This window comes from Pseudomonas fakonensis (assembly GCF_019139895.1).
In the GTDB taxonomy this organism is placed as follows: Bacteria; Pseudomonadota; Gammaproteobacteria; order Pseudomonadales; family Pseudomonadaceae; genus Aquipseudomonas; species Aquipseudomonas fakonensis.
This window is the reverse complement of the sequence record NZ_CP077076.1, coordinates 691,287-712,621: the sequence shown is the minus strand read 5'-3', so window position 1 is coordinate 712,621 and position 21,335 is coordinate 691,287. Positions and strand designations below refer to the sequence as shown.

Genomic DNA, 21,335 nt, shown 5'->3' with positions numbered 1-21,335 from the left:
ATCAGTTGAACAAACCATAGAAGAACAGGCGGATGCTGTCCCACATACGGCGGAAGATACCACCTTCCTCGACGCCGTCGAGGGCGATCAGGTCGGCGCTGTGGACCACTTTCTCGTCCAGTTTGACTTCCACTTTACCGATCACGTCACCTTTGGCGATGGGTGCGGTCAGTTGCGGGTTCATGGTCATCGAAGCCACCAGACGTTTAAGCTGGCCTTTAGGCAAGGTCATGGTCAGGTCGTTGGCCAGGCCCGCTTTAACCTGCGAGGTGGCGCCCTTCCATACCGGCGCCTGGGTCAGCTCGGTGCCCTTCTGGTAGAAGGTCTGGGTTTCGAAGAAGCGGAAGCCGTAGGTCAGCAGTTTTTGCGTTTCGGCAGCACGGGCCTGTTCGCTGTTGGTGCCGAAGACCACCGCCACCAGGCGCTGGCCGTCACGCACGGCCGAGGCCACCATGCAGTAGCCGGCTTCTTCAGTGTGGCCGGTTTTCAGGCCGTCGACGGTCTTGTCACGCCACAGCAGCAGGTTGCGGTTAGGCTGCTTGATGTTGTTCCAGAAGAACTCTTTCTGCGAATAGATCGCATAGTGAGCCGGGTCTTCGTTGATGATCGCGCGCGCCAGCAGGGCCATGTCGTGGGCCGAGGAGTAGTGCTCCGGGTTCGGCAGGCCGGTCGGGTTCATGAAGTGGCTGTTGCTCATGCCCAGGTCAGCGGCGGTCTTGTTCATCATGTCGGCGAAGGCGTCTTCGCTGCCGGCGATGTGCTCGGACAGGGCGACCGATGCGTCGTTGCCGGACTGGATGATGATGCCGTGCAGCAGGTCGCTGACGGTAACCTGGCTGCCGACCTTGATGAACATGCGCGAACCACCGGTACGCCAGGCGTTTTCGCTGACGGTCACCGGGTCGTTTTCGCCGATCTGGCCACGACGGATGTCCAGGGTGGCGATGTAGGCAGTCATCAGCTTGGTCAGGCTGGCTGGCGGCAGGCGCTCGTCACCGTTGTTCTCGACCAGCACGTTGCCGCTGGACGCGTCCATCAGTACATAGGACTTGGCGGCCAGTTGTGGTGGTGCCGGCATCATCTGCTCTGCTGCGAAGGCAGCAGGCGTGATCATCAGCAGAACGGGCAGGCAAAGTCGTTTGGCAAGGTTGGTGATGTTCATCCGTCTCTCGTAAATCGCTAATGGTCTGATGTTCCGTGGGCCACATCGTGTGCCCGACGCCCCGTCAGTCTGGTTATACGGCCAATGGCCTGGCCCAAATAAGGTGCGGCGTAATGCCGCTATGGGCAAAAGCGGGCATTGTACATGGCAAAGCCCGGCAATTCATGAACAAACCGACAGGTCGGCGTGCTCTGCTTCACGGGTAAGGCGGCTTCCACAGTGATCGAAATACCCTGCAGGAGCGGGCTTGCCCGCGATGAATGCAATGCGGTCAGTCAGTGACAACCTTGGCCTGCCCCAGGTTCGCCAGGCGAATGCTGTCCTGGGCCTGCTGGATCTCGCCCTGGCTGTTGATCGGCCCAAGGCGCACGCGGTGCAGGGTCTGCTGGTTACGCACGATGGAGCTGATGAACACCGGGGCACTGACCATGGTGCTGAGCTTGGAGCGCAGCAGTTCGGCGGCATCCGGGTTGGCGAAGGCGCCCACCTGCAGGAAGCTGCCGCCGGCGCTGGCCGGCACGTTGTTGCCCGACACCTGCACCGGTACCACCGGCGCTGCGTGCTGCTGGGCCGGCGGGGTCCATTGCTCGACCCGACCAGTGCTGGCGGCAACCGGCTGGGCCTGGGCCACCTGCGGCTCCTTGAGCATCAGCGGCTGCTGCTGGCCACGGTCGGCCCACCACTGCTGCGGGTCGATGCCCTCGACGCGTACATGGGCGGTACCGATCTCGGCGTAACCGAGCTTTTTCGCCGCGGCGTACGACAGGTCGATGATGCGGTCGGAATAGAACGGGCCACGGTCGTTGACCCGCAGGATCACGCTGCGCCCGTTGGCAAGGTTGGTCACCCGCACGTAGGCCGGCAGCGGCAGGGTCTTGTGCGCCGCGCTCATGCCGTACAGGTCGTAGAGCTCGCCGTTGGCGGTGTTCTGGCCGTGGAACTTGGTGCCGTACCACGACGCGGTGCCCTCGGCGCGGTAGTTGCGCGAGTCCTGCATCGGGTAGTAGGTCTTGCCCAGCACCGTGTACGGGTTGGCCTTGTAGTTGCCGGTGTGCACGGTCGGGGTGGCGTCGGGGATCTTGTTGACGTCGACATCCCACCAGGGCGCGCCATCCTTGTGGGCGCGATTGATGTCCAGGCCCGGCTGCGAACGCACCACATTGCCGCCGCTTTGCGACGTTGGCCGGCTGGACGAGCAACTGGCCAGCACCAGGCCGACGGCCACGCAGGTCAGCAGTTTGAAGCTATTGGCTGTGAAGAACTCGCGCATTTATTTGACGCCCCGTGCCTGAACCAGCTGTTCCGATAGCTGATGCACCGCCATGGCATACATCACGCTGCGATTGTAGCGAGTGATCGCGTAGAAGTTCTTCAGGCCCATCCAGTACTCGGGGCCGCTTTCGCCTTCCAGGCGGAAGGCGGTGACCGGCAGATCATCGCGCAGCGCATCATGACCCGACCAGCCCAGCGCCCGCAACTGCGCGACGGTCTTGACCGGCTCGATGCCCGTGGTCAGGCCCTCGTCGGCGCGCTCGCCACGCACCATGGCGCGGCTGACCACCGGCTCCCCGGCTACCCAGCCGTGGCGCTTGAAATAGCTGGCGACGCTGCCGATGGCATCGTCCGGGTTGTTCCAGATATTGATGTGGCCGTCGCCGTCGAAGTCCACCGCGTAATTACGGAAGCTGCTCGGCATGAACTGCGGCAGGCCCATGGCGCCGGCGTAGGAGCCCTTGAGCGTCAGCGGGTCGAGCTGTTCTTCACGGGCCAGCAAAAGGAACTCGCGCAGCTCCTTGCGGAAGAACTCGGCCCGCGGCGGGTAGTCGAAGCCCAGGGTCGACAGGGCATCGATCACCCGGTAGTTGCCGGTGTTGCGCCCAAAGAACGTCTCGACGCCGATGATCGCGACGATGTACTGCGCCGGCACGCCGTATTCCTGCTCGGCGCGGGCCAGAACGGCCTCGTGCTGGCGCCAGAAGTCCACGCCGCGGGCGATGCGCGCGTCGGTGATGAACATCGGGCGGTATTCTTTCCAAGGCTTGACCCGTTCGGCCGGCCGCGAAATGGCGTCGAGGATCGCCTGCTTGCGCTGTACCTCGCGGAACACGCCCATCAGCTGCTCACCGGCAAAGCCGTAGTCGCGGGTCATCTCGCCGACGAACTCAGCCACCTGGGGCGAGCCGTCGTAATCACCGGCCGTGGCCTGCTGGACAGCGCCGAACAGGCTTACCGCGCCGAGCCACGGCGCACAACGGGCAGCCCAGTTACGCACTGCTTGCATGAAATTCTTCACCTTTTTCAAACCTGTGCGATCCATTTGCGGTGCGTGTGGATCGACATCAAAACGCCAAACGCTGACAGCAGCGTCACCAACGAAGTTCCGCCATAGCTGATGAAGGGCAGCGGCACGCCCACCACGGGCAGAAGGCCGCTGACCATCCCGATATTGACGAACACATATACAAAGAAGGTCATGGTCAGGCTGCCCGCCAGCAGCTTGCCGAACAGGGTCTGTGCCTGGGCGGTGATCATCAGGCCGCGGCCGATCAGCAGCAGGTAGATGATCAACAGCAGGCAGATGCCCACCAGGCCGAACTCCTCACCCAGCACGGCGATGATGAAGTCGGTGTGGCTTTCGGGCAAAAAGTCCAGGTGCGACTGGGTGCCCAGCAGCCAGCCCTTGCCGAACACCCCGCCCGAGCCGATCGCCGCCTTGGACTGGATGATGTTCCAGCCGGTACCCAGCGGGTCGCTTTCCGGGTCGAGGAAGGTCAGTACCCGCTGCTTTTGATAGTCGTGCATGACGAAGAACCACATCGCCACCGCCACCGGCACCGCCGCGGCGATCACGCTGATGATCCAACGCCAGCGCAGGCCGCCCATGAACAGCACGAAAGCGCCCGAAGCGAGAATCAGCAGCGCGGTGCCAAGGTCTGGCTGGCGCACGATGAGGATGAACGGCACGCCGATCAGTACCAGGCTGATGGCCACGTGCTTGAGGTGCGGCGGCAAGGTGCGCTTGGACAGGTACCAGGCGATGGTCGCCGGCATAATGATCTTCATGAACTCCGAGGGCTGGAAGCGAATCACCCCGGGGATGTTGATCCAGCGCGTGGCGCCCATGGCGTTATGGCCCATCACGTCCACCACCACCAGCAGCAGCACCCCGGCCAGGTACGCCAGCGGCACCCAGCGGGCCATGAAGCGCGGCTCCAGCTGGGCGATGATGAACATCGACACCAGGCCGATGCCGAACGAGCTGGCCTGCTTCATCAACAGGTCCCAGTTCTTGCCACTGGCCGAATACAGCACGAACAGACTGCCGGCGGCGAGGGTCAGCAGGATGAGCAGCAAGGGGCCGTCGACATGGATGCGCTGCAGGAAGCTGGCGCGCCTGCGCATCACGTCCTCGCTGGAGAGCATGCGATCGAAATTGTTCTTCACGGGGCCGTTTCCTGAGCGACTGTGGCGGTGCCGGGCTCTGCCTTGAGCAGGCCGTTCTCGTCGAGCAGCCAGGCATCCATGACCTGACGCATCACGGGGGCAGCGACACGGCCACCCGCCTCGCCGTTTTCGATCATCACCGAGATCACGATCCTGGGGGCCTCGGCAGGCGCAAAGCCGACGAACAGGGCATGGTCGCGGTGACGTTCCTGGACCTTGTTGCGGTCGTACTTCTCGCCCTGCTTGATGGCCACCACCTGGGCGGTACCGCTCTTGCCGGCAATGCGGTACTGCGCACCGGCGGCGGCGGCCCGCGCGGTGCCGCGGGCGTTGTGCATCACCTGCTCCATGCCATGGGTGACCTTGTTCCAGTCGGACGGGTCACGCAGCACGATGTCATCGATGGGGTTTTCGTCCACCGGGGGCTGGCCCTCGATGGTCTTGGCCAGGTGCGGGCGCATCCACTTGCCTTTGCTGGCGATCAACGCGGTGGCCTGGGCCATTTGCAACGGGGTGGCCTGCATGTAGCCCTGGCCGATGCCGAGGATCAGCGTTTCGCCCGGGAACCAGGCCTGGCGGCGGGTGGCACGCTTCCATTCGCGGGTCGGCATCAGGCCTGCGGACTCCTCGAACATGTCCAGCGCCACTTTTTGCCCCAGGCCGAAGCGGTTCATGTAGCTCGACAGCCGGTCGATGCCCATCTTGTGCGCCAAGTCGTAGAAGTAGGTGTCGTTGGACCGCATGATCGCCAGGTCCAGGTCGACCCAGCCGTCACCGCTGCGGTTCCAGTTACGGTACTTGTGGTCGTAGTTGGGCAGCTGATAGTAGCCGGGGTCGAACACCCGGCTGCTGGCATTGACCACGCCGCTGTCCAGGCCGGCAATGGCCACCGCCGGCTTGATGGTCGAGCCGGGCGGGTAGAGGCCGCGCAGCACGCGGTTGAACAGCGGGCGGTCGATCGAGTCGCGCAGCTCGGCATAGGCCTTGAAACCGATGCCGGTGACGAACAGGTTAGGGTCGAAGCTTGGTTGGCTGACCATCGCCAGCACCTCGCCGGTGCGCGGGTCCAGCGCCACGATGGCGCCACGCCGCCCGCCCAGGGCCTGCTCGGCAGCCTCCTGCAGCTTGATGTCGAGGCTCAGCACAATGTCTTTGCCGGGCTTGGGGTCGGTGCGCTTGAGCACCCGCAGCACCCGCCCGCGGGCGTTGGTCTCGACCTCTTCGTAGCCCACCTGGCCGTGCAGGTCGTCCTCGTAGAAGCGCTCGATGCCGGTCTTGCCGATATGGTGGGTGCCGCTGTAGTTCACCGGGTCCAGTGTCTTCAGCTCTTTTTCGTTGATCCGCCCCACATAGCCCACCGAGTGGGCGAAGTGCGCACCCTGCGGGTAGTGGCGCACCAACTGCGCAGCCACCTCGACGCCCGGCAGGCGGAACTGGTTCACGGCGATGCGGGCGATCTGTTCTTCGTTGAGCTCGAACAGGATCGGCACCGGCTCGAACGGCCGGCGCCCCTGCTTCATGCGTTTTTCGAACAGCGCGCGGTCGTCGGGGGTCAGTTCCAGCACCTCGACGATCACGTCCAGCACTTCCTGCCACTTGCCGGGGTTGCCGGCCCGCTCGCGGGTCATCACCAGGCTGAAGCTGGGCCGGTTGTCGGCGACGATCACCCCGTTGCGGTCGAAGATCAGCCCGCGGGTCGGCGGAATCGGCTGCACATGCACCCGGTTGTTCTCCGACAGCGTCGAGTGATAGTCGTACTGGATGACCTGGAGGAAATACAGCCGCGCAATCAGCACACAGATCAGCAGCATGATCGCCACCGCGCCCACGACGACGCGGTTACGCACCAGGCGGGCGTCTTTCTCGTGGTCCTTGAGGGGGATCTGCTGCGGCATCGGCGGGCTTACAGGTTCATTTGTGGTAGGGGTGCCCGGACAACACGGTCCAGGCGCGGTAGATCTGCTCGCCGATCAGTATCCGTACCAACGGGTGCGGCAAGGTCAGCGGCGACAGCGACCAACGCTGTTCGCTGCGCGCACAGACCTCCGGCGCCAGCCCTTCCGGGCCGCCCACCATCAGGTTGACCGTACGCGCGTCCAGGCGCCAACGGTCCAGCTCGCCCGCCAGTTGCTCGGTGCTCCAGGGCTTGCCATGGACCTCGAGGGTGACGATGCGTTCCCCGGGCTGCACCTTGCTCAGCATCGCCTCGCCCTCCTGACGGATCAGGCGGGCGACATCGGCATTCTTGCCACGGGTGTTCAGCGGGATTTCCACCAGCTCCAGCGCAAGCTCAGGGGGCAGGCGCTTGGCATACTCATGCCAGCCTTCCTCGACCCACTTGGGCATGCGCGAGCCGACTGCGATCAGGCGCAGGCGCACGACGCTTCCTTATTCCCGGTCTTTGAGCTTGTCGGTGAAGTAGTCGCTGGCGTTTTCCGGGCTGTGGTGCTTGGCATCAGCGGCACGGCTCTGCTCGGCACCCAGCCACAGGCGCTCCAGGTCGTAGAACTGGCGGGCCGCGGCGGTCATCATGTGCACGATGACGTCGTTCAGGTCCAGCAGCACCCAGTCGCTGTCGCCCTTGCCTTCTTCGCCCAGGGGCTGCGCGCCCTTGGCCTTGACGACTTCGCGGACCTTTTCCAGCATCGCGTTGATCTGGCGGTTGGAGGTACCGGTGGCAATGATCATGTAGTCGGTCAGGCTGTGCTTGTCGCGCACGTCGATGACCTGGATGTCCTGGGCCTTGACGTCTTCCAGCGCGGCCTTGGCCAGCTCGACCAGTTCTTCGCCATTGATTTTCTGCTTGGTCATATAAAACTCGTTCAACTCATTGATTGAGGCGCGAACAGCGCCGTCAGTTGGACGCACGGTACAGGCCGTGCGCCTCGATGTAGGCCAGTACTGCGTCCGGCACCAGATACCGAACCGACTTGCCACTGGCCAGCAGCTGTCGGATCTGCGTGGCGGACACCGCAAGCGGGGTCTGCCAGACGAACGAAATGTGCCCCGCCGGGCCGGACATGGCGGTGGGATCGCTCTGTGAACGGGCTGCCAGCAAATTGCGCAGCTCGTCAGGGGGTTCTACGTCGGCATCCGGGCGTTGCAGCACCAGGATGTGACAGTGTTGCAGCAATTCTTCCCAGCGGTGCCAGCTGGGCAAACCGCAAAAGGCATCCCAGCCCAGCACCAGGTACAGCTGGTCGTGGGGGTTCAGCTCGAAGCGCACCGACTCCAGCGTGTCGATGGTGTACGACGGCTTGTCTCGGGCCAGCTCGCGGGCATCGACGCTCAGGCAAGCCACCCCCTCGACCGCACTGCGCACCATGGCCAGCCGATCCTCGGGCGCCACCTGCGGGGTGTCGCGGTGTGGCGGGCGGGCGTTGGGCAGCAGGCGCAGTTCGTCCAGGCGCATGAACTCGGCCACTTCCAGCGCGCTGCGCAGGTGGCCGATATGCACCGGGTCGAAGGTTCCGCCAAGAATGCCGATGCGCCGGACTGCCGCAGCCTTGCTCAACTCAGCAGGACTCCTGGCCGCGCAGCTGGCCGTCGCCGATCACCACGTACTTCTCGCAGGTCAGGCCTTCGAGGCCCACCGGGCCGCGGGCGTGCAGCTTGTCGGTGGAGATGCCGATCTCTGCGCCCAGGCCATACTCGAAGCCGTCGGCGAAGCAGGTCGGGGTGTTGAGCATGACCGACGCCGAGTCGACCTCGGCCATGAAGCGCCGGGCCTGGCCCTGGTGCTCGGTGATGATCGAGTCGGTGTGGTGCGAGCCGTAGTGGTTGATGTGCTCGATGGCCTGGTCCAGGCCGTCGACCACGCGAACCGACAGGATGGCGTCGAGGTATTCGGTGTGCCAGTCGTCTTCGCTGGCAGGCTTGGCGTCGATGATCGCCCGGGTGCGCTCGCAGCCGCGCAGCTCGACGCCCTTCTCGACGAAGCGGCGGGCCATTTCCGGCAGGAAGCCCTCGGCCACGTGCGCATCCACCAGCAGGGTTTCCATGGCGCCACAAATGCCGTAGCGGTAGGTCTTGGCGTTGAATGCCACGCGCCAGGCCTTGTCGAGGTCGGCGTGCTGGTCGACGAACACGTGGCAGATGCCGTCCAGGTGCTTGATCACCGGCACCCGCGCGTCGCGGCTGATGCGCTCGATCAGGCCCCGGCCGCCACGGGGGACGATCACGTCGACGAACTCGGGCATGCTGATCAGCGCACCGACCGCTTCACGGTCGGTGGTCTCGACCACCTGCACCACCGCCGGCGGCAGGCCGGCCTCGGCCAGGCCACGCTGGATGCAGGTGGCAATGGCGCGGTTGGAGTGGATGGCTTCGGAGCCGCCACGCAGGATGGTGGCGTTGCCCGACTTCAGGCACAGGCTGGCAGCATCGATGGTCACGTTCGGGCGCGACTCGTAGATGATGCCGATAACGCCCAGTGGCACACGCATCTTGCCAACCTGGATGCCCGACGGGCGGTAGCTCATGTCGCGGATGGCGCCGACTGGGTCCGGCAAGCTGGCCACCTGGCGCAGGCCGGTGATCATGCCGTCGATACGCGCCGGGGTGAGTGCCAGACGGTCGAGCAGCGCCGGCTCCAGGCCGTTCTTGCGGCCGTTGGCCAGGTCCTGTTCGTTGGCTGCGGTGAGCGCGTCGCGGGCGGCGTCCAGCGCGTCGGCAGCAGCCTGCAGGGCGCGGTTCTTCTGCGCGGTGCTGGCACGCCCGATCACGCGCGAGGCCTCGCGGGCGGCGCGACCCAGGCGGGTCATGTAGTCAAGAACGGACTCGGTCATGGGCTCGGTGTCTTGGCAAAGGGGAAATCGGCTGATTATAACTGGCGCGCCCCGGTACGCCCAGCGGCGGGTGGCGGATGGTAGAAAATGGCTGGAAGTAATGCGTAGGAAAGATGTAACTACCCGTATCGGAAATATCCTGGACATCCACGCGACTGGGGCTTCTTGGGGGAGCAACTGTCTGGTATTGCCTGTACTGACCTCATCGCCGGCAAGCCAGCTCCTACAGGGGGCGTATAGCCTTCAAGCCTGCACTGTACCTGTAGGAGCCGGCTTGCCGGCGATGAGGCCGGGACGGGCGGTGCAAGGCAGTGGAGAATGTCAGATCACCGGGCCAACCCACACCCGATTCAGCCTCGATTAAGCCATTCATTGCTATCATCTGCCCCTTTCCGCCACGAAGCCCCCGCATGCCAGCCCCCTGCCCCGCCCGCGCCCTGCCCGACAGCTTCTTCGACCGCGATGCGCAGACCCTCGCCCGCGACCTGCTGGGCAAGGTGATCCGCCACCGCCACGGCAACCTGTGGCTGGCGGCCCGCATCATCGAAACCGAGGCCTACTACCTCACCGACAAGGGCAGCCACGCCTCGCTCGGCTACACCGAAAAACGCAAGGCGCTGTTCCTCGACGGCGGGCATATCTACATGTACTACGCCCGCGGCGGCGACTCGCTGAACTTCAGCGCCCAGGGCCCGGGCAACGCGGTGCTGATCAAGTCGGCCTACCCCTTCACCGACGCCTTGAGCGACGAAAACAGCCTGGCGCAGATGCAGCTGAACAACCCCGACGCCAGCGGCACACTGCGCCCGCCCGAGCGTCTGTGCAACGGCCAGACCCTGCTGTGCCGGGCAATGGGCCTGAAGGTGCCGCACTGGGACGCGCAACGCTTCGACCCCGAGCGCCTGTACGTCGAGGACTGCGCCATTCAAGTGCCACGGGTGATCCAGGCGGCGCGGCTGGGCATTCCCCATGGCCGCGACGAGCACCTGCCGTACCGCTTCGTCGATGCCGACTATGCGCGCTTCTGCACCCGCAACCCATTGCGCCGCGGGCAGGTCGAAGGCCGCGACTTCTTCATTCTGGAACAAGGAAACTGACCCATGGGCCAATGGCTCGACAGCCTGACCGCCTGGCTAGGCGCCAACCCCCAGTGGCTGGGCCTGGCGATCTTCCTGGTCGCCTGCGTGGAATGCCTGGCCATCGCCGGCATCATCGTGCCCGGCACCGTACTGCTGTTCGCCGTGGCCGTGCTGGCCGGCAGCGGCGCCTTCAGCCTGGGCGAAACCCTGCTGCTGGGGTTTCTCGGCGGCCTGTTGGGTGACGCTATCTCCTACACCATCGGCAAGTATTTCCACCAGAACATCCGCCGCCTGCCATTGCTGCGCAGCCACCCCGAGTGGATCGGCAGCGCCGAGGCGTACTTCCAGCGCTACGGCATCGCCAGCCTGCTGGTAGGGCGTTTCATCGGCCCGCTGCGGCCGATGCTGCCGATGGTTGCCGGCATGTTCGACATGCCCCTGCCGCGCTTCATCGCGGTCAGCCTGGTGGCCGGCGCCGGCTGGTCGGTGGCCTACCTGCTGCCCGGCTGGGCCACCGGCGCGGCCATGCGCCTGCCGCTGCCCGAAGGCTTCTGGCCACAGGCCGGCGCGGTAGTCGGCACCCTCGCGGTACTGATCGGCCTGAGCCTGAGCTACAGCATTCGCGACCAGCGCAATGGCACCCGGCTGATCGCCGCCCTGAGCGGCCTGGCGGTGGCTGCCTTGTTCATCGGCTGGCCGTATCTGAACGCGTTCGACCAAGGCGTGATGGCCCTGGTACAGGAGCACCGCAGCCAGGCCCTGGACGGCATACTGGTGATGGTCACCCGCCTGGGCGACTTCCGTACCCAGTTCTTCCTCGGCGGCCTGCTCACCGGCCTGCTGTTGCTGGCCCGGCAGTGGCGCCACGCGGTGTTCGCAGGCGCCGCGCTGATGGGTACGGCGATCGCCAACGGCACCCTGAAGTGGCTGTTTGCCCGCGCCCGGCCAGAGGTACTGAGCGATCCGCTGACCAGCTACAGCATGCCCAGCGGCCATAGCTCGGCGTCGTTCGCGTTCTTTCTGGTGCTGGCGGTGCTGGCCGGGCGCAGCCAGCCGCCGCGCATGCGCCTGACCTGGGTGATGCTGGGTTGCATCCCGGCACTGGCCATCGCCTTGTCGCGGGTGTACCTGGGGGCGCACTGGCCGACCGACATCCTGGCCGGGGCACTGCTGGCCTGCTGCGTGTGCGCGCTGAGCCTGACCCTTGTGCAACACCGCCAGCCGCTGACGGCGCTGTCGCAACGGGTGTGGTGGCTGGTGCTGCCGGCGTGCATGGCGCTGCTGGCGTTCTTCATGCTGCATGCGTTGCCGCAGGCGTTGTTGCGCTACCAGTATTGAGTGGCTGCCCTCAGGTATCACCAACCCCTGTAGGAGCGGCCTTGCCGGGGCGCCGGACCGGTCGGAAAGGGCTGCGTAGCAGCCCCGGCAATTTTGCATGAGGTCGAGATCCCGGGGCCGCTTCGCGCCCCATTCGCGACACAAGGCCGCTCCTACAGGGGCCGAATCAACCTTCGGCTCAGGCAAACAGCTCGCCCTGAATCCGCTCCAGCAAAGTCTGGATGGCCTCCAGCCGCACCTGCGGCGAGTCCATCGCCAGCAGGTCGAGCTTGTCCTCTTCCATGAACGGCAACAGGTAGGCCAGCTGGTTGGCCAGCGACTGCCGGCCATCCACATCGCGCGGCATGTCCAGCGCCTCGACCATCGGGTGCTCACCCAGCGCCAACAGCAGCGCCAGCAGGTCGTCGTCCTGTTCTACCAGCGGGCTGTCGGCGGTTTCCGGTAACCACTGCACCTCGCCCACCAGCAACTGATCCTTGCGCACCTCGGTCTGCGCCACGCGAAAACGCCGCACACCCTCGACGCGAATACCCAGCAAGCCGTTGTCCTGCTGCACGAAATCGCGGATCAGCGCCTCGCAACCGACCGAGGCCACCGCCGGCGGCGCCTTGCCCACCTGCTCGCCCTCGAGAATGCATACCACACCAAAACCTTCGCCCTGCTTCATGCAGCGGCCAATCATGTCCAGGTAGCGCGCCTCGAAAATCTGCAAATCGAGCAGACAACCGGGAAACAGCACAGTATTCAGGGGAAACAGCGGTAGCGTCATGTGCAGTCCTCAGGCCACCAGGCTGACCGCCAGCGGCAGGAACACCGCCGTGGCCACGCCCATCAAGCTCATTGCCAGCGCGGCGAAAGCGCCGCATTCGTCACTTTCCTGCAAGGCCACCGAGGTGCCCACCGCGTGGGCACTTACCCCAAGCGCCATGCCCCGGGCCTCGGGGCTGAACACCCCCAGGCGGTTGAGCAGCGCCGGGCCGAAGATCGCCCCGATGACCCCGGTGATCAACACGAACACCGCCGCCAGGGCCGCCACGCCGCCAATCTGCTCGGCCACCAGCATGGCAATCGGCGAGGTGACCGATTTCGGCGCCATGGTCATCAGAATCATGTGTTCGGCACCGAACCACCAGGCCAGCCCTACACCGGCCACGGTGGCGAACAGGCCTCCGACTACCAGCGTAGTAAAGGTCGGCCAGAACAGCTGGCGAATGCGCCGCAGGTTCAGGTACAGCGGCACCGCCAGGGCCACCGTGGCCGGGCCCAGCAGGATGTTCATGATTTCGGTGCTCTTGCGGTACTCGGCATAGTCGATGCCACATACCAGCAGCACGCCGATCACCAGCAGCATCGATACCAGCACCGGCTGCAGGAAGATCCAGCGGGTTTTCTCATAAGCCGCCAGCACCAACTGGTAGGCCGCCAGGGTGATGCCGATGCCAAACAGCGGGTGGTGGATGAGCGCCTCGAGGGCGCCGTGCCAGTCGAGGTTCATGGCTGCTCCTCACGCTTGCCCTGGCGCTGGATGAGCTTTTGCATCAGCACGCCGACCAGCACCAGGGTGGCCAGGCAGGAAAGCACCAAGGCCCCGACGATGGCCCAGAAGTCCGCGGCAATGTCCTTGGCATACACCATCACCCCCACCGCCGGCGGCACCAGCAGCAAAGGCAGGTAGCGCAGCAGGCTGCCGGCCGCCTCGTTGAGCGGCTTGCCCACCTCGCCGCGGAGCATCAGGTAGGCCAACAACAACAGCAGGCCGATGATCGGCCCGGGCAGGATGTGCAGGAACAGGTGATTTATCGCCGTCCCCAGCAGCTGGAACAGCACCAGCCAGGTCAAACCACGCAACAGCATACGGACCTCCTGAAAGCAGGCGGCCATTATAAGCACGCTAAGCAAGTGCCTATAAGGCGATATTCGCCGAAAAGCGGTCAACTTGACTGAAACGGTCCGCCGTGCTGATCTTGCACCTTCGTACCAAGTGACAACCTGGAGAGTCGCGATGCCCTATGTACCGGTTACAGAGCTTGCGCAATACGTTGGCAAGGAGTTGGGACGTTCCGACTGGCTGAAGATCGACCAAGACCGCATCAACCTGTTCGCCGAAGCCACCGGCGATTTTCAGTTCATCCATGTCGACCCGGTGAAAGCAGCCAAGACCCCGTTCGGCACCACCATCGCCCATGGTTTTCTCACCTTGTCGCTGCTGCCCAAGCTGATGGAGGACATCATCGTGCTGCCCGAGGGGCTGAAGATGGTGGTCAACTACGGGCTGGACAGCGTGCGCTTCATCCAGCCGGTAAAGGTCGACAGCAAGGTGCGCCTGAAGCTTGAGCTGGCCGAGGTGACCGAGAAGAAGCCCGGGCAATGGCTGCTCAAGGCCACGGCCACGCTTGAGATCGAAGGCGAGGAAAAACCGGCCTATATCGCCGAACCCCTGTCGCTCTGCTTCGTCTGACCGGGCCTCATCGCCGGCAAGCCGGCTCCTGCGGGGGCTGGCTTGCCGACAATACTGCAGCGCAATTCACCAGCTCCATCATTGTGCGGCATACTCGGCGCATCGTTTCGCCCGGACCCCGCCATGCGCCCACTGCTCCCCCTGACCCTAGCACTGCTGCTCGCCGCTTGTGGCGAGGGCGAACCCTTGTCGCCGCCCGACGCGCGCCTGCCCGATGGCGGCCGCTACCGGGGCCAGGTGGTCAATGGCCTGCTGCAGGGTGAAGGGCGCATCGACTACCCCAACGGCAGTTGGTACGCCGGCGCGTTCAAGGATGGCCAGTGGCACGGCCAGGGTGAATGGCACGGCAGCAACGGCGAGGTCTACCGCGGCCAGTTCAACCAAGGCCTGTTCGAGGGCCTGGGCGACCTGAGTACCCCGGGCAGCCACTACGCCGGCACCTTCAAGCACGGCCGGCGCGACGGCGAAGGCACCCTCAAGCAGCACGACCAGACCTACCGCGGCCAGTTCAAGGACGACCAGTACGATGGCGCCGGCCTGCTGGAAATGGCCGACGGCAGCCGCTACCAGGGCCTGTTCGCCAAGGGCAAGCCCAACGGTGCCGGTGTGCGCAGCGACGCCGCCGGCAACCAGTTCGGCGGCCATTTCATCGACGGCCACCTGCAGGGCGCCGGCACCTACGACAGCGCCGATGGCGAGCAGTACATCGGTGAATTCAAGGATAACCGCCTCGAGGGCCGCGGCCGCTACGAAAACGTCGACGGCGATGTATGGATCGGCGACTTCAAGGACGGCTCGCTGAGCGGCGAAGGCGAGCTGCTGGGCAGCGACGGCAGCCACTACAAGGGCGGCTTTCGCGACTGGCGCTTCAACGGCAAGGGCACCCTGCAACTGGCCGACGGCAGCGAGTACAGCGGCAGCTTCGCCGACGACGCCTACCAGGGCAGCGGCCGCCTGACCCTGGCCAATGGCCGGGTCGAAAGCGGTTACTGGGTCAATGGCGTGCGAGTGCGCAACGACCAGGGCAAGGCCCTGCCCGACCCGCTGGACCTTGCCCTGCTCAAGCAGGGCAAGCTGCTCGACAATGCCCTGGCCAAGGTGCCGCGCTCGATACCACCGGTGCAGTTGTACAGCCTGGTGGTGGCCGGTGACGGCCAGCAGAGCGTGTTCATGCGCGAAGCCGACTACGTCAGCAACATGCTCAAGGTACGCTTTGGCGCCCACGGCCAGGTCACCCTGGTCAACCACCGCGACCACATGGCTACCCGCCCCATGGCCACCCGCGAGAACCTGACCCGCGCCGCCCAGGTGATCGCCGAGCGCAGCGGCCCTGAAGACCTGGTGTTCATCTACCTGACCAGCCACGGCAGCCAGGACCACCAGCTGGTGCTCGACCAGCCGCGCCTGCAACTGGCCGACCTGTCCGCCGACGAGTTGGCCAGCGCCCTGGCCCCGCTCAAGGAGCGCGACAAGGTCATCGTCATCTCGGCCTGTTATTCCGGTGGTTATATCGCCCCGCTGAAGGATGACCGCACCCTGATCATGACCGCCGCGCGCCCCGACCGGGTGTCGTTCGGCTGCTCCGAAGAAGCCGACTTCACTTATTTCGGCGACGCCCTGTTCGCCCAGGCGCTGAACCAGACCGATGACCTCAAGCAGGCGTTTGAACTGGCGCGCGACAGCGTTGCCGAAAGGGAACGCAGGGAAGGTTTCGAGGCTTCCGAGCCGCAAATCTGGGCGCCGACGCCGGTGCTTGCACACTGGCAGCGGCTGCGCCAGCAACAGGCCGAAACAGCCTTGCGCAATGACGCGCAACCCGCAGCGGGGGCCAGGCAAAAACCCCAGGCGCCCACTAAGCTGTGATGTAACAAGGGAGAGACATCATGTATTTGACGCCTCAGCATGTCCTGCTTGCCGGTGCCACGGGTCTGACGGGTGAACACCTGCTCGACCGCTTGCTCAACGAACCCACCATCAGCCGCGTACTGGCGCCGACCCGTCGGCCGCTGGCCGAGCACCCGCACCTGGAAAACCCGGTGGGCGACCCGGCCGTGTTTCTCCCGCAACTGGCTGGCCGGGTGGATATCGCCTTCTGCTGCCTGGGCACCACGCTCAAGCAGGCGGGCTCGGAATCGGCGTTCCGCGCTGTCGACCTGGACATGGTGGTGGCTTTCAGCAAGCGCGCCCGCGAGATGGGCGCACGGCACTTGCTGGTGGTCAGCGCCCTGGGCGCCGACCCCAAATCGTCGATCTTCTACAACCGGGTCAAGGGCGAGATGGAGCAGGCGCTGAAGGATCAGGACTGGCCGCAACTGACCATCGTGCGGCCGTCGCTGTTGCTGGGCGAGCGCATGGAGCCGCGTTTGAGTGAACAGCTGGCGTCACCGTTCGCCAAGCTGATCCCCGGCAAGTACCGCGGCATCGAGGCCTGCACCCTGGCCCGGGCGCTGTGGCGCCTGGCGCTGGAGGAGGAAGACGGGGTGCGGGTGGTCGAGTCGGATGAGTTGCGCCGGCTGGGCAAGAAGTAACCCTTCCCTACAGCACGATCCCTGTAGGAGCGGCCTTGTGCCGCGAAAGGGCTGCGTAGCAGCCCCGGCAGTCTTGCATGATGCATAGATCTCGGGGCTGCTGCGCAGCCCTTTCGCGGCACAAGGCCGCTCCTACAGGGTACTGAGCAAGCGGCTTATCTCGCCTACAACCCACCGGTCGCGTTAAACCCCACCCCCGCCGCCGTCAGCAGCGACAACGGCAAAAGCAGCGTATCCAGCAACGCACTCCCCGGCAGATCCAGCCGCGGATACGCCGGCGCCTCGGCGCCAAAGCGATCCAGCGGGCAGCACCCACCGTTCATCACGTACAAATCCAGGCGCGTACCGGCATACACCACCGGTGCCCCGGGCTTGTTCGCATCCAGCGTGCGCACCGTGGCGCAGCCACCCAGCGCACCCAGCACCAGCAGCCCCACCAGCAGCCGTTTCAATCGTCGACCCCGTAGTGATGCTCGCCCCAGCGCGGCAGCATGTCCTGCGGGATGTTCAGCAGGTTGAGAATGCGCGCCACCACGAAGTCAACCAGGTCATCGATGGTCTGCGGCTGGTGATAGAACCCCGGCGCCGCCGGCAGTATCACCGCGCCCATCTGCGAAAGCTTGAGCATGTTCTCCAGGTGAATGGTCGACAGCGGCGCCTCGCGCGGCACCAGAATCAGCTGGCGACGCTCTTTAAGGGTGACGTCGGCGGCACGTTCGATCAGGTTGTTGCAGGCACCGGTGGCAATGGCCGACAGCGTGCCGGTGGAGCACGGCACCACCACCATCGCCGCCGGCGCGCCGGAGCCCGAGGCTACCGGCGACATCCAGTCTTCCTTACCGTACACGCGGATCTGCCCGTCGGCAGCGCCGGTGTATTCGGTCAGAAACGCCTGCATCGCCTGGGGCTTGGCCGGCAGCACCACATCGGTCTCGGTGGCCATCACCAGTTGCGCGGCCTTGGAGATGAGAAAATGCACCTCGCGGTCCTCGCGCACCAGGCAGTCCAGCAGACGCAGGCCATACTGCGCACCAGAGGCGCCAGTCATGGCCAGGGTGATGCGTTCCGGGCCGCTCACTTGAGCGCCTCGGCCAGCTTGCCGTGCAGGCCGCCGAAACCGCCGTTGCTCATGATCACCACATGGGTGCCCGGGCGCGCCTGGCCCTTGATGCGCTCGATGATCGCCTCGAGGCTGTCGGCAACCACGCTCGGCACCTTGCACTCGGCCGCCGTGCCGGCCAGGTCCCAACCCAGGTTGGGCGGTGCGTACCAGATTACCTGGTCGGCGTCGTTGACGCTTTCTGGCAGGCCGTCACGGTGCGCGCCGAGCTTCATGGAGTTGGAGCGCGGTTCGATGACGGCAATCACCGGCGCCTCGCCGACGCGCTTGCGCAGGCCGTCGAGGGTGGTGGCAATGGCGGTCGGGTGGTGGGCGAAGTCGTCATAGATGGTCACGCCCTGTACTTCGGCGACCTTCTCCATGCGCCGTTTGACGCTCTTGAACGCGCTCAGGCCATCGATCGCCATGGCCGGCACCACGCCGACGTGGCGCGCGGCGGCCAGGGTGGCCAGGGCGTTGGCAACGTTGTGCTGGCCGGTCAGGGCCCAGTCCACCACGCCTTGGGCAACATCTTCGAACAGTACCTCGAAGCGCGAACCGTCGGGGCTGAGCAGGCGCGCCTGCCACTGGCCACCAGTGCCGGTGGTTTGCACCGGGGTCCAGCAGCCCATGCCGATGACCCGCTCCAGCGCAGGTTCGGTGGTTGGGTGGATAACCAGGCCTTCGCTGGGGATGGTGCGCACCAGGTGGTGGAACTGCCGCTCGATGGACGCAAGGTCGGGGAAGATGTCGGCGTGGTCGAACTCAAGGTTGTTGAGGATCGCGGTGCGCGGGTGGTAGTGGACGAACTTGGAGCGCTTGTCGAAGAAGGCGCTGTCGTATTCGTCGGCCTCGACCACGAAGAACGGCGTATCGCCCAGGCGGGCGGATACCGAGAAGTTCTGCGGCACGCCGCCGATCAAGAAGCCCGGGCTCATGCCGGCGTGCTCCAGCACCCAGGCCAGCATGCTGCTGGTGGTGGTCTTGCCGTGGGTACCGGCCACTGCCAGCACCCAACGGCCCTGCAGCACATGGTCGGCCAGCCACTGCGGGCCGGACACATAAGGCAGGCCCTTGTTCAGCACGTACTCCACCGCAGGGTTGCCCCGCGACATGGCGTTGCCGATCACCACCAGGTCCGGGGCCGGCTCCAGTTGTGCCGGGTCATAGCCCTGGGTCAGCTCGATGCCCTGGGCTTCGAGCTGGGTGCTCATGGGGGGATAAACGTTGGCGTCGGAGCCCGTGACGCGGTGGCCAAGTTCCTTGGCCAACACCGCCAGCGAGCCCATGAAAGTGCCGCAGATACCGAGAATGTGAATGTGCATGGTCGACCTCGCAAAACTTCGAGGCAGGGTAGCCCAGGGCGAGGGAAATCGCACCCGCTGTTTCGCTTAGCCGGCCCTGGCGATGCCGTGTTTGCGCAGTTTCCGATACAGGGTGTTGCGGCTGATGCCCAGGTGCTCGGCGACCTGGGTCAGGTGCCAGCGTTTTGCTTCCAACACAGCGAGCAGAACGTCACGCTCGGCATGTAGGAGCGGCCTTGTGTCGCGAAAGGGCTGCGCAGCAGCCCCGGCGATTTCCGCAGTGTCGTCATGATCCTGGGGGCGCTGCGCACCCCTTTCGCGGCACAAGGCCGCTCCTACAGGGATTGGGGCGCTGCGGATGACTGCGGGCAGCTCCTCGAAACCTATCTGGCCTTCATCACACAACGCCACCAAGGTGCGCAGCACATTGCGCATCTGCCGCACGTTGCCTGGCCAGGCGAAGTCCAGCAACGCCTGGCGGGCACTCGGGTCAAGGGCCACTGGCTGCCCCTGCGCCTCCTGGCGTAGCAGGAAGTCCAGCAACGGCCCCTTGTCGCTGCGCTCGCGCACCGCCGGCAGCGCCACTTCAAGGCCATTGAGCCGGTAATAAAGGTCTTCGCGAAAGCTGCCCTGCGCCACCCGCTCCAACAAGTCGCGGTGGGTGGCACTGACGATGCGCACGTCCACCGCCTGGGGTTCGCCGCCGATGGGCACCACCTGGCGCTCTTCCAGCACCCGCAGCAGGCGGGTCTGCAGCGCCAGCGGCATGTCGCCGATCTCATCCAGCAGCAAGGTACCGCCGTCGGCCTGCACAAGCTTGCCGCGCATGCCCTCCTTGCGCGCGCCGGTAAAACTGCCGCCGCGGTAACCAAACAGCTCACTCTCGATCAGACTCTCGGGGATCGACGCGCAGTTGATCGCCACGAACGGCTTGTGCCGGCGGGCGCTGGCCTGGTGCACGGCCTGGGCAAAGGCCTCCTTGCCGCAACCGGTCTCGCCGCGCAGCAGCAACGGCACATCACGCTCGAACACCCGTACCGCGCGGCGAAATTCCTGCTGCAAGGCCGGGTCGAGCAGGCAGATGCCGAGCTCGACCTCGCGCTGTGGTTGCGCCAGGGCCACCGACCATACCGGCGTGTGCGCCCGGCCGCGCAGGCTGGCGAACACTTGGCGCCCATCGCGGGTATGCAGCGGCCAGGCCGCGCTGCCTTGTGGCGTGGCGCGGCTGAACAATTCGTCATGCTTACAGGCGAAGAACATCTCCACCGGCTTGCCCAACACCCCGCCGCGGATGGTCCCCAGCAGGTTCAGCGCGCCCTGGTTGGCGGCGCAGATGCGCCCGTCGCCATCGAAGGCCAGCAACCCCTCGCTGAACAGCCCGACCGACTCGGCCTGCAGGTGAAAACGCAGCAGCCACTGCTGCTCGAAGTGGCGCAGGAAGTAGCAGCTTTCGATCATTTTCGCCGACAGATTGACCAGCGCCATGGTGTGGAACTGGCTCTGGCGCGACACGTCCGGGCGCGCCGACGACACGTCGAGCACCGCCAGCAGCTCGCCATGCGGGTCGAACACCGGGCTGGCCGAGCAGGTCAGGCCGGTGTGGCGCCCGCGAAAGTGCTCGTCCTGGTGAATGGTCAGGGCCTGGCGCTCCACCAGGCAGGTGCCGATGCCGTTGGTACCCTCGCGGGCTTCGCTCCAGTCGGCGCCCAGCCACAGGCCGGCGCGCTCGAAGATGCGCCGCTCGCTGGAGGCGGTGACGCAGTTGAGGATCACCCCGCGGGCATCGGTGAGCAGCACCGCATGCCCGGCACCGGACAACTGCTGGTGCAGGCTGTTCATCTCGTGGTCGGCAATTTGCAGCACCTGGCGCAGGCTTTCGCGGCTCTCCAGCAGGCGACCGTGCTCCAGCACAACCGGGGCCTGGGCGCGGGCCGGGTCGAGGTGGTAGTCCTCCAGGCAGCGCAGCCAGGACCGGGCAATCGATGGGTCGCTGCCCGGCCCGCTGGCCTGGCCGTGGGCAACGGTCAGCACTTGCTGGGCATGGCGGCTGAACGGGTTGCTCTGCATTTTTGTTGTTCTCCGCAGATGACACGTGCCGCCAGCATCCTCCAGGCGCCAATGCTTTGCAATGGCGCA

General features: G+C 65.5%; 20 protein-coding genes and 1 pseudogene. 5 read left to right on the top strand and 16 right to left on the bottom strand.

Going from position 1 to position 21,335, the window contains the following annotated elements; translation table 11 throughout:
- Window position 1 precedes the first annotated feature (1 nt).
- From KSS94_RS03205 to KSS94_RS03165, 9 genes are all read right to left on the bottom strand, one after another.
- Window positions 2-1,162 (bottom strand): D-alanyl-D-alanine carboxypeptidase family protein, encoded by a 1,161-nt coding sequence (locus KSS94_RS03205; protein ID WP_217841621.1) that lies wholly within the window; start codon window positions 1,160-1,162, stop codon window positions 2-4.
- 271 nt (window positions 1,163-1,433) lie between these two features.
- Window positions 1,434-2,432, bottom strand: coding sequence for a septal ring lytic transglycosylase RlpA family protein (locus tag KSS94_RS03200; protein ID WP_217841620.1), 999 nt, complete (start codon window positions 2,430-2,432; stop codon window positions 1,434-1,436).
- Complete coding sequence (gene mltB, locus KSS94_RS03195; protein ID WP_217841619.1) at window positions 2,433-3,443, bottom strand: lytic murein transglycosylase B; 1,011 nt, start codon at window positions 3,441-3,443, stop codon at window positions 2,433-2,435.
- Window positions 3,444-3,460: 17 nt separating this feature from the next.
- Window positions 3,461-4,564 (bottom strand): rod shape-determining protein RodA, encoded by a 1,104-nt coding sequence (gene rodA / locus KSS94_RS03190; RefSeq protein ID WP_217843511.1) that lies wholly within the window; start codon window positions 4,562-4,564, stop codon window positions 3,461-3,463.
- A gap of 38 nt (window positions 4,565-4,602) precedes the next feature.
- On the bottom strand, window positions 4,603-6,501 hold the full coding sequence (gene mrdA, locus KSS94_RS03185; RefSeq protein ID WP_217841618.1) for a penicillin-binding protein 2: 1,899 nt from the start codon (window positions 6,499-6,501) through the stop codon (window positions 4,603-4,605).
- Window positions 6,502-6,517: 16 nt separating this feature from the next.
- The gene (rlmH, locus tag KSS94_RS03180) at window positions 6,518-6,985 is read right to left on the bottom strand and encodes a 23S rRNA (pseudouridine(1915)-N(3))-methyltransferase RlmH (protein WP_023631106.1); all 468 of its coding nucleotides are present in this window, start codon (window positions 6,983-6,985) and stop codon (window positions 6,518-6,520) included.
- Between the two features lie 9 nt (window positions 6,986-6,994).
- On the bottom strand, window positions 6,995-7,417 hold the full coding sequence (gene rsfS, locus KSS94_RS03175) for a ribosome silencing factor (RefSeq protein ID WP_217841617.1): 423 nt from the start codon (window positions 7,415-7,417) through the stop codon (window positions 6,995-6,997).
- 43 nt (window positions 7,418-7,460) lie between these two features.
- Window positions 7,461-8,120, bottom strand: a complete 660-nt coding sequence (gene nadD / locus KSS94_RS03170) for a nicotinate-nucleotide adenylyltransferase (RefSeq protein ID WP_217841616.1) — start codon at window positions 8,118-8,120, stop codon at window positions 7,461-7,463.
- A 1-nt stretch (window position 8,121) separates the two neighbouring features.
- Window positions 8,122-9,393, bottom strand: a complete 1,272-nt coding sequence (locus KSS94_RS03165; protein WP_217841615.1) for a glutamate-5-semialdehyde dehydrogenase — start codon at window positions 9,391-9,393, stop codon at window positions 8,122-8,124.
- A 410-nt stretch (window positions 9,394-9,803) separates the two neighbouring features.
- Between KSS94_RS03165 and KSS94_RS03160 the strand changes: the two genes are divergently transcribed.
- The gene (locus KSS94_RS03160; RefSeq protein WP_217841614.1) at window positions 9,804-10,490 is read left to right on the top strand and encodes a DNA-3-methyladenine glycosylase; all 687 of its coding nucleotides are present in this window, start codon (window positions 9,804-9,806) and stop codon (window positions 10,488-10,490) included.
- Window positions 10,491-10,493: 3 nt separating this feature from the next.
- Window positions 10,494-11,810, top strand: coding sequence for a bifunctional DedA family/phosphatase PAP2 family protein (locus KSS94_RS03155; RefSeq protein WP_217841613.1), 1,317 nt, complete (start codon window positions 10,494-10,496; stop codon window positions 11,808-11,810).
- A 178-nt stretch (window positions 11,811-11,988) separates the two neighbouring features.
- On the opposite strand, the gene KSS94_RS03150 is transcribed toward KSS94_RS03155, so the two are convergent.
- From KSS94_RS03150 to KSS94_RS03140, 3 genes are read right to left on the bottom strand one after another with little or no spacing between them, the layout of a single operon-like run.
- A complete protein-coding gene (locus tag KSS94_RS03150) occupies window positions 11,989-12,579 on the bottom strand; it encodes an LON peptidase substrate-binding domain-containing protein (RefSeq protein ID WP_217841612.1) in 591 nt (196 codons plus the stop codon).
- 9 nt (window positions 12,580-12,588) lie between these two features.
- Window positions 12,589-13,305, bottom strand: a complete 717-nt coding sequence (locus KSS94_RS03145) for an LrgB family protein (protein WP_217841611.1) — start codon at window positions 13,303-13,305, stop codon at window positions 12,589-12,591.
- Complete coding sequence (locus KSS94_RS03140; protein WP_217841610.1) at window positions 13,302-13,664, bottom strand: CidA/LrgA family protein; 363 nt, start codon at window positions 13,662-13,664, stop codon at window positions 13,302-13,304. Before KSS94_RS03140 ends, KSS94_RS03145 begins: the two co-directional genes overlap by 4 nt.
- A 148-nt stretch (window positions 13,665-13,812) precedes the next feature.
- On the opposite strand from KSS94_RS03140, the gene KSS94_RS03135 reads away from it, so the two are divergent.
- From KSS94_RS03135 to KSS94_RS03125, 3 genes and pseudogenes are all read left to right on the top strand, one after another.
- Complete coding sequence (locus tag KSS94_RS03135; protein ID WP_217841609.1) at window positions 13,813-14,268, top strand: MaoC family dehydratase; 456 nt, start codon at window positions 13,813-13,815, stop codon at window positions 14,266-14,268.
- A 123-nt stretch (window positions 14,269-14,391) separates the two neighbouring features.
- Window positions 14,392-16,124 (top strand): annotated as a pseudogene (locus KSS94_RS03130) (C13 family peptidase).
- Window positions 16,125-16,151: 27 nt separating this feature from the next.
- Window positions 16,152-16,796, top strand: a complete 645-nt coding sequence (locus KSS94_RS03125; protein ID WP_217841607.1) for an oxidoreductase — start codon at window positions 16,152-16,154, stop codon at window positions 16,794-16,796.
- Window positions 16,797-16,960: 164 nt separating this feature from the next.
- Here KSS94_RS03125 and KSS94_RS03120 read toward each other — a convergent pair whose 3' ends face one another.
- From KSS94_RS03120 to KSS94_RS03105, 4 genes are all read right to left on the bottom strand, one after another.
- Window positions 16,961-17,248, bottom strand: coding sequence for a YceK/YidQ family lipoprotein (locus KSS94_RS03120; RefSeq protein WP_217841606.1), 288 nt, complete (start codon window positions 17,246-17,248; stop codon window positions 16,961-16,963).
- Entirely contained in the window at window positions 17,245-17,874 is a 630-nt protein-coding gene (ubiX, locus tag KSS94_RS03115) for a flavin prenyltransferase UbiX (protein ID WP_217841605.1), read from the bottom strand. Before ubiX ends, KSS94_RS03120 begins: the two co-directional genes overlap by 4 nt.
- Window positions 17,871-19,220: a UDP-N-acetylmuramate:L-alanyl-gamma-D-glutamyl-meso-diaminopimelate ligase gene (gene mpl / locus KSS94_RS03110; RefSeq protein ID WP_217841604.1), complete on the bottom strand. Its 1,350-nt coding sequence runs from the start codon at window positions 19,218-19,220 to the stop codon at window positions 17,871-17,873. Before mpl ends, ubiX begins: the two co-directional genes overlap by 4 nt.
- Before the next feature lie 66 nt (window positions 19,221-19,286).
- Window positions 19,287-21,266, bottom strand: a complete 1,980-nt coding sequence (locus tag KSS94_RS03105) for a sigma-54-dependent Fis family transcriptional regulator (RefSeq protein WP_217841603.1) — start codon at window positions 21,264-21,266, stop codon at window positions 19,287-19,289.
- Window positions 21,267-21,335: the final 69 nt, after the last annotated feature.